Here is a 9,372-nt window from a genome sequence, read left to right as displayed (position 1 = left end):
CTCCACTTGTGCTCGTCGGCGTCCCGCCCCGGCGAGACCTCGCCCGATTCGTCGAAGACGTACACCGGCTCGGTCACGTCGACGAGGCCGTCGTCGTTCAGCGTGTCGGTGAGGAGGTCCGCGACCCCGTCGTCTTCGGATTTGACGTAGTGGGCTCCGTAGTCGTAGACGAGCTCACCGTGCCGGCGGGTCGCCGCGCGACCACAGACGCCCCCGGACTTCTCGAGGACGGTCACCTCGGCGTCCGGAGCGGCGGTGTCGAGCACGAACGTCGCGGCCGCGGCGGCCACCCCCGCGCCCACGAGTCCGATACGTACCATTGCTCCGGTCACCGATAGGGGCGGGCGAGTCTAACCCTTGTCGCCAGCAGCCAGCCGGCGTGGGCCGAAGACCGTGGCCGTCGCAGGCGGTATCGGCGCCCTCGATCGGAGCGTGGCACGCGGTCGACCGTCACGGCGAGTGCGCGTCCCGACGCCCAGATCTCCGACTGCCCGGCCCCCGTTTCAATGAAAGCCTTTACACCTGTGCCTCTTATACGGTCTTCAGAAATGGATTCCGCGGCAGGCGCGGACGCCCACCTCCGGAGGCGCGTTCGCCAGCAGGAAGCCGTCGCCGACCTCGGTCAGCGCGCCCTCGAAATCGACGACCTCGACCGGCTGATGGCGGAGGCGTGCGCGGTCGTCGCCGAGACGCTCGACAACGAGTACGCGAAGGTGCTGGAGTTGCTGCCCGGCGGCGGCGACCTCTTCCTGCGACAGGGCGTCGGCTGGCAGGAGGGACTGGTCGGCGAAGCGACCGTCCCGACCGACCGCGAATCCCAGGCCGGATACACGCTGCTCTCCGAGGAACCCGTCATCGTCGACGACCTCCGGAGCGAGGAGCGATTTTCCGGGCCCGAACTGCTCACCAGTCACGACGTCGTGGGCGGAATCAGCGTGATTGTCGGCTCCGTCGAAGACCCCTGGGGCGTGCTGGGTACACACGATACAGCGCCCGGGGAGTTCACCGACCACGACGCCAACTTCGTCAAGAGCGTCGCGAACGTGCTCGCGTCGGCGATCGAGAACGAAGAGACAAAGAGCGAACTCGAGGAGACCGAGCGGCTCTACCAGACGCTCGTCGAGAACTTCCCCAACGGAGTGGTCGCGCTCGTCGACCGAAACCTCCGCTACGTCACGCTCGCCGGTGAGCTCGAGGTCGAGACCGACCTCGCGCGGTCGGACATCGAGGGCGAGCGGGTTCCCGACGTGCTCCCCCAGGTGCTCGCCGATATCGTGACAGAGCGATACGAGGCCGCGCTCCGGGGCGAACCCGCGACGTTCGAACGCGCGATCGAAGATAGCGTGTACCGATTCCAGTTCGTGCCCGTCACGGACGCGGACGGCGACGTCTTCGCCGCCCTGGGGATGTCCCAGGACGTCACGAAGCGGGTCGAACGCGAGGAGCGCCTCGAAGAGGTCGTCGAGCAACTGGAAGCGTCCAACGAGCGCTTGGAGCAGTTCGCGTACGCTGCCTCTCACGACCTGCAAGAGCCCCTGCGGATGGTCTCGAGCTACCTGCAACTGATCGAGCGGCGGTACGCAGACGAGCTCGACGACGACGGCGAAGACTTCCTCGAATACGCCGTCGACGGCGCCGACCGGATGCGCTCGATGATCGACGGTCTCCTCCAGTACTCGCGGGTGGATACGCAGGGCGAGCCCCTCGAACCGGTCGACCTCGACGAGGTGGTCGACGACGTCCTCGAGAACCTGCAGATGAAGCGAGCGGAAAGCGATGCGGAAATCTCGATCGGGTCGCTCCCGCGGGTGGTAGGCGACGAGAGCCAGCTCCAGCAGGTGTTCCAGAACCTGCTTCACAACGCGATCGAGTACAGCGGCGACGGCCCGCCGCGGGTTCGGATTACCGGCGAGCGACGCGGCCGGACGGCGACGATCTCGGTCGCCGACGAGGGCGTCGGGATCGATTCAGCCGAGACGGATCGCGTCTTCGAGGTATTCCAGCGACTCCACGGCCGCGAGGAGCACCCGGGCACGGGGATCGGCCTCGCGCTCTGTGAGCGCATCGTCGAGCGCCACGGCGGCGAGATCTGGGTCGATTCCGAGGTCGGCGAGGGATCGACGTTCTCGTTCACGCTCCCGGCAGCCGACGAGCAGGATGCGTGATCACCGCCAGTCGGGCGGACCGCCGCCTGCGTCGATTCCCCCGATCGTCCCCTCAGGTCGACGCCGATTCCTCGAACTGCGTCCGGATCTCACCGGCATCGAGGCCCGCGGAGAGCGCCAGCAGCAGTTCGATCCGCGCCTTCCAGGGTTGGCGATCGCCGCCGGGGATCGCCCCGGCGTCGAGCAGCGTCGCGCCGCCGCCGGGACCACCGTACAGCCCCGCCGTGGTCCCCGCGTGACACCTGGAGGCGAGTACGATGGGGAGTCCCTCCGCGATCGCCGATTCGATCGCCGCGCCGAGTTCGGCGGTCGTATTCCCCAGCCCCGTCCCGGCGACGACGATACCGTCGGCACCGTCCTCGACCGCTCGCTCGATCCGTCGCCCGTCGACGCCGAGCGCGTTCGTGATCAGTTCGACCCGGACCGCGGAGTCGGGGCGAGCGTCCGGAATCGGCGTCGAGTAACGTCGGGGTTCGCGGAAGAATCGGAGCCCGTCGGGCGCGAACTCCCCGACGGGGCCCGTTCCGGGCGACTCGAACGTCCCGAGGGCGCTGGTGTGCGCCTTGGTGACCCAGCGAGCCGCGTGGAGCTCGTCGTCGAAGGCGAGGTAGGTCCCGCCCCCCTCGCGCACTCGGTCGTCCGCGGCGGCCCGGACGGCCGCCAGGAGGTTCGCCGGACCGTCCGTCCCGAGGCGGTCGGCCGGCCGCTGGGCGCCGGTACAGACGACGGGACGGTCGACGACGGTCCCGCACGCCAGGTCGATCGCGTAGGCGGTCTCTTCCATCGTGTCCGTCCCGTGGGTGACGACGACGCCGTCGACGCCGTCGGCCGCGGCGCGCTCGACCGCGTCGAGGACCGCGACGAGATCCGCCACCGTCGCCTGGAAGCCGGAGACCTGACGGACGTCGTCGACCTCGATCTCGGCGTGATCGTCGAGTTCCGGGACCGCTTCCAGCAGGTCGTCGCCCGAGAGGGTGGGCGTCTTCCCCGACGCCTCCCCGTCGGCGGCCGTGCTGGCGATGGTCCCGCCCGTGCTCACGATGCGTACGCGGGGCATACCGCCTCATCGGGGGGCCGGGCCAAATGTCTGCCGCGGCGAATCCCCGCGCGCTCGTTCCCGTCCGACGAGTGAACTCGACCGGGCTCACTCCGTGTAGCGGCCGGTTTCCATCCCGCACTCCAGGCAGGTCGTGACGATCGCCTTCCGATCCTCGGTGAGCGAGACGCTGGCCGGCGTGCGGGTACCACACTGGACGCACTCCCGAAGGAGGGAGAGTTCGCCGGGATCTTTCGGCGCGCCGATCGCGAGGGCGACCACGCGCTCGTCGCCCGCGTTCACGCCGCGCTGGGACTCCCCGGGCTCGAACCGGATCGCCTCGCCCGCGCCGACCGCGACGTCGCCCTCGGCGGTCTCGAAGGTGACCGTCCCCTCGCGCACGACGAACAGCTCCTCCTGGGCCTCGTGGCTGTGGTACCCGAACGCGAAGCTCTCGCCGGGGTCGAGTTCGTAGTAGTTGACGGCGACGTGTTCGGTTCCCAGCGCCCGCGAGAGCGGCCGCTTCACGTCCGCCGGCCCCATCCGGTTCTCGAGGTCTTCGACGCGGACTTTCTCCATGGACGCCGGATCACCGCGACGGGTCAAAAGCGTTGACCGCACCGTTCGTTCGAACGGCGAGTCGACGGGCCGGACCGACCGAACGGCGCGTCATCGGGGTCGTCGAACGACGCGGCGCCGGGGTCGACCGAACGGCGGGGCATCGAGGTGGTCGAACGACGCGGCGCCGGGGTCGACCGAACGGCGGAAGACGAGTCGACGGCGCGGCGTGCCGGTTTCGGTGGGCTCTTTGGTCCCGGACGACTCTTCGGCGGTAGCGCTCGCGACGGGCGACTGGTGACCAGGACACGACATGCAGTGGCGCTACCGGGAGACGGTCCTCGCCGCCTGCACGCTCGCGTTCTTCGCGACGATGGTCGCCCGACTGTCTATCAGCCCCGTCGTCCCGCAGATCACCGCCGACTTCGAGGTCTCGAACACCGTCATCGGAGTGGCGCTGACCGGACTGTGGATGGCGTACTTCCTCTCGCAGTTTCCGAGCGGCGTCCTGGCGGACAGGTACGGCGAGCGCCCCGTCATCCTGGTCGCCGTCGGGGGGACGGCCGTCGCCAGCCTGGTGATCGCGCTCTCGCCGGTGTTCGCGGTCTTCGTGCTCGCGACGCTCGCGCTGGGGGCCGTCGCGGGGCTGCACTACAGCGTGGGGACGACGCTGCTGACCCGCACCTACGACGACGTCGGGACCGCCATCGGCGTCCACACCGCCGGCGGGCCCGCGGCCGGCCTCGCGGCGCCGGTGATCGCGGCGTGGATCGGCTCGCGGTGGGGCTGGCAGCCCGCGGTCGCGCTGGGCGTCGTCGCCGCGGTGCCGGTGTTCCTGCTGTTCGCCCGGTACGTCGAGCCCGAACCGCCCCGTCGGCCCGACCAGCCCATGCGCGAACGGTTCGAGCTGGGCGGGCTCGTCGAACTGCTGGGACGCCCGCCGATCGCGTTCACCGTCGCCCTCTCGGTGCTGGCCGCCTTCGTCTGGCAGGCGACCGCCTCCTTCCTCCCGACGTTCCTCGTCGAACACCGCGGCCACTCGGCGACGACCGCTGGGGCCGTGTTCTCCGCGTACTTCGCGGTCCAGGGCGTGACGAGCGCCGGCGTCGGCGCGGCGTCGGATCGCTACGGCCGCGACGAGACGACCGCCGCCTGCACCGCGATCGCCGCCGTCGGGTTCGTCCTCCTCGTCGCCGTCCCGGGGTGGCTCGCCGTCGTGGTCGCGACCCTCCTGCTCGGGACCGGGCTGGGCTGGGCGGCCGCGCTGCTCCCCAGATTCTTCGACCAGTTCTCCGAGGAGGAGGAGGGCGCGGGCTTCGGCCTGGTCCGAACCGTCTACGGGCTGCTCGGCGCCGTCGGCTCCGTCGCGACCGGCCTGTTCGCGGACCTCTTCGGCTGGGCGGTCGCCGTTCTCGTCCTCGTCGGCCTGTTGACGACAGTCTCGGTCGTCCTCGTCGCGAACGGGGTGCTCCGACTGGGGTACTGACGGACCGGGAACGGCCGGATTTTTAGGCCAGCCGAACTCCGTCCGGCGATTTCGGCCGTTCGGCGGACGTAGATTTAAGTACCGTCGGCCAGATGCCTATGCTAGCAATGGCCATCGATCCGCAGTTCCACGAGAACCGGGAGCAAGTCGACGAGTGTAACGGCCACGCCGTCTGGGGACCGGTCGACGAGCCCGAAGAGCTCGGCATCCACGGTACCCACGTCGCCGTCGACTTCGACCTCTGTATCGCCGACGGCGCCTGCCTCGAGGATTGCCCGGTCGACGTCTTCGAGTGGGTGGACACGCCGGACCACCCCGAGAGCGAGCGGAAGGCGGATCCGACCCACGAGGCCCAGTGCATCGACTGCATGCTCTGCGTCGACGTCTGTCCCGTCGACGCCATCGACGTCGACGCCGGCCGGACGGCCTGAGGGCGCGGTCCCGATTCTCCACGGATCGAACGGTCCCTCGAGCGGTCGCTCCGAGTAGTCCGCGAGCGATCGAGCCACTGTAACCGCGAGCGGCCGGCCCACGCCGCTCGTATCCGACCGGTCGAGTCGCGCCGCCCGAAAATAGCCCGCAGCCCCCGCTCGCGAGCGAATCCGGCGGCCCCGGGCCGGCGTCGGTCGGTCCCGGGCGGACCGAGAACCTCAGAAGTCGTGGTCGGGGTCGTCCTCGACGGACCGCTTCAACGATTCGCGACGGGATTTGGCATCGCGACCGGTCGCTTCGAGGAGGAAGTCGTTCTTCGCGTTCACCGCGTCGCCCGCCGCTTCGAGCTCGTCGGGCCCGAGCTCGGTGGGATCGCGCTCGTGGAATTCGACGGCGAGCTTGTCCTTCTTCCCGGAGTACTGGACCGCGCCGACGATGATGCGCTCGAAGACGGGGTTGTCGGGCTCGCCGACCACGTAGAGGTCGCTGCCCTTGAACTCCTCCGTCCCGGTGATCGTGCCGAAGTACTCCTCGACGGTCGTTTTCATGTCGGGAATCCGATCTTCGAGGTGCTCACCGCGGCGCATCTTGTACTCCTTCATGGGTCGTGGGAAACACGGGAGGCTCTTTACCTCTTTTCATCCGGCGGCGAGGGGGCGAGAACGATCGGTTCTCGCCCCCGGAGGCGGTCGACTCAGACGCGCCGCTCGCGCTCGCCGAGGTACCCGCGCTTGCACTCGGGGCAGATGTCCCCGGCGCGCAGCGATCCCCGGTCGCTCGGCGCGACGAACTCGCAGCGAGGGCAGAAGAACTCGGAGGGCACGCCGTCCGGCGGCGCGCCCTCGCCAGGGGTCGGTGCCTCGCCGGCGCTCTCGATCCCCGACGCGGGGTCGCGATCGGCCGGGGCGTCGTCCCCAGACTCCCCCTCGCCGTCGTCGACGTCCGCCGAGGCGGCCAGCTGATCCGACCCGCCGGGACCGTCCTCACGGTCGTCTTCGGGCCAGGCTCGAGGCTCGCCCCGCTCCTCGGCCGGGGCCCCGACGTCGTCGGCGCTCGGCCACTCGCCGCGGTCGCGCTCCTCGCCGTCGTCGCCGCCGGAATCGTCGAGGATCTCCGCGTCGTCGGTGATCGGCTCGCCGTCCTCGTCCGTCGGCACCGTCGGCTCGTCCTCGACGGTCCCCTCGGGCTCGGCGGATCCGCCGGCCGCCTGATCGACGGGCGGTTCGGCGCTCTCGCCGGCCGACCCGGTCGGTTCGCCCGACGGCTCGGGGGCGAGGGTCTTCACCTCCGTGTTCTCGCTCAGCACGTTCCGGGTCCCACACCGGGAACACTCCTCGTACTCTTCGACTGTCACGACGACCTCGCTCCCGCGTTCCTCGCGCTGGCGCTCGATCTCGGGTGCACCGAAATCGTGGCCCAGCAGCGAACATCGGACGACCATTGCCGAGAGGTAGCCGTGCGGGGGGTAAAAAACGTACCGCCTGTGCACGCTCGCGACCGGCCGTAACGACAAACGTCAAATCCCGGGTCGTCGAATGACTCCGATATGCGAGCGAAGCGCGAGTACCGCGACCGCGGGCGAACCCAGGTGGCGGTGCTCGACGCGCTCGTCGAGCGAAGCGACGACGGCATGACCGTTTTCGAACTCCGAGCCGCCGTCTCCGTCGAGATCGACGAACTCGAGACGGCCCTCGCGAACCTCAAGGACGACGACCTGATCGTCGTCAGCAAGCACGAGGGTCGCACCGTAATCAAGCCGGCCGACCGGGTGGTCCCGACGGGGCCGTCCCCCGAGGACCGTTCCTTCGTCGACTGGGTTCGCGAACGGATCCCGTTCTAACCTGCGGTTCGATTCCGGTGGGTCGCACTCGCGGCGCGCAAGTTCGCGAATCGAACCGTCCCCATGCCGCCCGTCCCGAGGAGCCGCGCGTCGCTCGCGGGGTGTTCGGTCCGTGCGTGTCGCGAGGTTCCTCGCTGCCAGCAGTGCTCGGTCACGACTCGCTTCACAGCGGCGCGCTGCTCGCGGCTCCCTGCGGTCACCGCTCGCTGTTCCGAGGACGTCGCTCACTCCGTTCGGTCCGTCCTCGCTACCGCCACCTAAAAGAGTGCACACCCCCGAACACACCCCATGACCGTCATCGAGTCGATCCACGCCGACCACGGCGCGACGTTCGGCGAGCGGCGCGGCCGAACGGTCGTCGAGCACTACGGTCGGCCGGAGCGTGCTCACCGCGCCGTTCGTAACGGCGTCGGTCTCTGCGAGCTGGCCTACGGCGTGGTGGTCGTCGAGGGCGACGACCGCGTCGAGTACGTCGACAACGTCGTCTCGAACCGCGTTCCGAACGAGGACGGACGGGGCTGTTACGCCGTCTTGCTCGATCCGCAGGGTCGGATCGAGACGGACCTCTACGTCTACCACGCCGGCGAGCGGCTGCTCTGTTTCACGCCGCCGGACCGGGCGGGTCCGCTGGCCGAAGAGTGGGCCGAGAAGGTGTTCATCCAGGACGTCGACGTGCGCGAGGCGACCGACGAGTTCGCGATCTTCGGCGTCCACGGCCCCGCCGCGACGGAGAAGGTCGCCAGCGTCTTGAACGGGGCGGCCTCGCCCGACGAGCGATTCGCGTTCGTCCGCGGCTCGATGGGGGATGCGGGCGTCTCGGTGATCCGAACCGACGCGCTGGCCGGCGAGGAGAGCTACGAGGTCGTCTGCGCGACCGACGACGCGCCCGCCGTCTACGACACCCTCTCGGTGCGCGGACTCAACGCGGCGCCGTTCGGCTATCGCACCTGGGACACCCTCACGCTGGAGGCGGGCAGCCCCCTGTTCGACACCGAGCTGGAGGGGACGATCCCCAACGTGCTCGGACTCCGAACCGCCCTCGACTTCGAGAAGGGGTGTTACGTCGGCCAGGAGGTCGTCTCGCGGGTCGAGAACCGCGGTCAGCCGAGTCGGCGGGTGACCGGACTCGCGCTGGAGGGTGCGGGGGACGGCGCGACGACCGTTCCCGAACCCGGCGCCGCCGTCTTCGCCGGCGACGCCGCCGTCGGCGAGGTGACCCGGGCGGCGGTGAGCCCGACCCTGGAGGAGCCGATCGCCCTCTCGCTCGTCGAGTTCGGCCTCGAAGCGGACGAGGTGACGGTTCGCGTCGGCGGCGAGGAGGTCCCCGCCGTCCGCCGGGAGCTGCCGTTCGTCGAGGGATCCGACCGGTCGGGTCGCCTGCCCGCGTACCCGTAGCGTCCACGGTGAACGGCCGATCGCGGCGATCGACCGTTCGGTTCGCGGACTCGTTCGTCCGACCGTTCGGTTCGCGGACTCGTTCGTCCGACCGTTCGGTTCGCGGACTCGTTCGTCCGAAACTGCTTTAGGTCGCGGCGAGGAGCACCCGATCCATGAAACGCGTCGCGGGGGGATCGGTGAAGCTCGGGTCCCTCGCCGCCGGGACGACGCTGGTCGCGATGTTCGCCCTCAGAAGCTACGTCGCCTACGTCGAGCGCGGCGTGGAGTGGGGGAGCCAGTCGGTCGCCGGAACGGCGGAGACGGCGGCGATCACCGCGGTCGCGACGCTGGCCATCTGCGGCGTGTTCGTCGCGAGCGGGCGCGGGCCGACCGACGCCATCACCGCGCGATCGGTCGACAGGCCGCTGGCGGCGTTGGCCGCCGGCGTCGCGACCCTGGCCGCCGTCGGCGTCGCGGG

General features: G+C 70.1%; 11 protein-coding genes. 6 read left to right on the top strand and 5 right to left on the bottom strand.

What is annotated here, in order from left to right:
* Positions 1 to 320, bottom strand: a 320-nt coding sequence (locus QZT59_RS10495) for an NAD(P)-binding protein (protein ID WP_290815516.1), incomplete at its 3' end; no start/stop codon positions are given.
* A 228-nt stretch (positions 321 to 548) separates the two neighbouring features.
* Here QZT59_RS10495 and QZT59_RS10490 point away from each other — a divergent pair.
* The gene (locus QZT59_RS10490; RefSeq protein ID WP_290815513.1) at positions 549 to 2,165 is read left to right on the top strand and encodes an ATP-binding protein; all 1,617 of its coding nucleotides are present in this window, start codon (positions 549 to 551) and stop codon (positions 2,163 to 2,165) included.
* Between the two features lie 52 nt (positions 2,166 to 2,217).
* Here the strand turns inward: QZT59_RS10490 and QZT59_RS10485 are convergent, their stop codons facing one another.
* Both QZT59_RS10485 and QZT59_RS10480 read right to left on the bottom strand, forming a co-directional pair.
* Positions 2,218 to 3,222, bottom strand: a complete 1,005-nt coding sequence (locus tag QZT59_RS10485) for an asparaginase (RefSeq protein WP_290815510.1) — start codon at positions 3,220 to 3,222, stop codon at positions 2,218 to 2,220.
* Positions 3,223 to 3,309: 87 nt separating this feature from the next.
* A complete protein-coding gene (locus QZT59_RS10480; RefSeq protein WP_290815507.1) occupies positions 3,310 to 3,780 on the bottom strand; it encodes a cupin domain-containing protein in 471 nt (156 codons plus the stop codon).
* Between the two features lie 292 nt (positions 3,781 to 4,072).
* On the opposite strand from QZT59_RS10480, the gene QZT59_RS10475 reads away from it, so the two are divergent.
* Together QZT59_RS10475 and QZT59_RS10470 are read left to right on the top strand one after the other, a co-directional pair.
* Positions 4,073 to 5,245, top strand: coding sequence for an MFS transporter (locus tag QZT59_RS10475; protein ID WP_290815504.1), 1,173 nt, complete (start codon positions 4,073 to 4,075; stop codon positions 5,243 to 5,245).
* A 107-nt stretch (positions 5,246 to 5,352) separates the two neighbouring features.
* The gene (locus QZT59_RS10470; RefSeq protein ID WP_290815501.1) at positions 5,353 to 5,676 is read left to right on the top strand and encodes a 4Fe-4S dicluster domain-containing protein; all 324 of its coding nucleotides are present in this window, start codon (positions 5,353 to 5,355) and stop codon (positions 5,674 to 5,676) included.
* Between the two features lie 219 nt (positions 5,677 to 5,895).
* Here QZT59_RS10470 and QZT59_RS10465 read toward each other — a convergent pair whose 3' ends face one another.
* Both QZT59_RS10465 and QZT59_RS10460 read right to left on the bottom strand, forming a co-directional pair.
* Positions 5,896 to 6,279: a DUF5611 family protein gene (locus QZT59_RS10465; protein WP_290815498.1), complete on the bottom strand. Its 384-nt coding sequence runs from the start codon at positions 6,277 to 6,279 to the stop codon at positions 5,896 to 5,898.
* Between the two features lie 92 nt (positions 6,280 to 6,371).
* On the bottom strand, positions 6,372 to 7,118 hold the full coding sequence (locus QZT59_RS10460; protein WP_290815495.1) for a hypothetical protein: 747 nt from the start codon (positions 7,116 to 7,118) through the stop codon (positions 6,372 to 6,374).
* 105 nt (positions 7,119 to 7,223) lie between these two features.
* Between QZT59_RS10460 and QZT59_RS10455 the strand changes: the two genes are divergently transcribed.
* From QZT59_RS10455 to QZT59_RS10445, 3 genes are all read left to right on the top strand, one after another.
* Positions 7,224 to 7,517, top strand: coding sequence for a DUF6432 family protein (locus QZT59_RS10455; protein WP_290815492.1), 294 nt, complete (start codon positions 7,224 to 7,226; stop codon positions 7,515 to 7,517).
* 288 nt (positions 7,518 to 7,805) lie between these two features.
* On the top strand, positions 7,806 to 8,912 hold the full coding sequence (locus QZT59_RS10450; protein WP_290815489.1) for an aminomethyltransferase family protein: 1,107 nt from the start codon (positions 7,806 to 7,808) through the stop codon (positions 8,910 to 8,912).
* A 155-nt stretch (positions 8,913 to 9,067) separates the two neighbouring features.
* Positions 9,068 to 9,372 (top strand): hypothetical protein (locus QZT59_RS10445; RefSeq protein WP_290815487.1); only part of this gene is annotated, 305 nt, incomplete at its 3' end.

It is taken from the genome of Halovivax sp. (assembly GCA_007119345.1).
Classification (GTDB): domain Archaea; phylum Halobacteriota; class Halobacteria; order Halobacteriales; family Natrialbaceae; genus Halovivax.
This window is presented reverse-complemented; position numbering and strand designations above follow the sequence as displayed.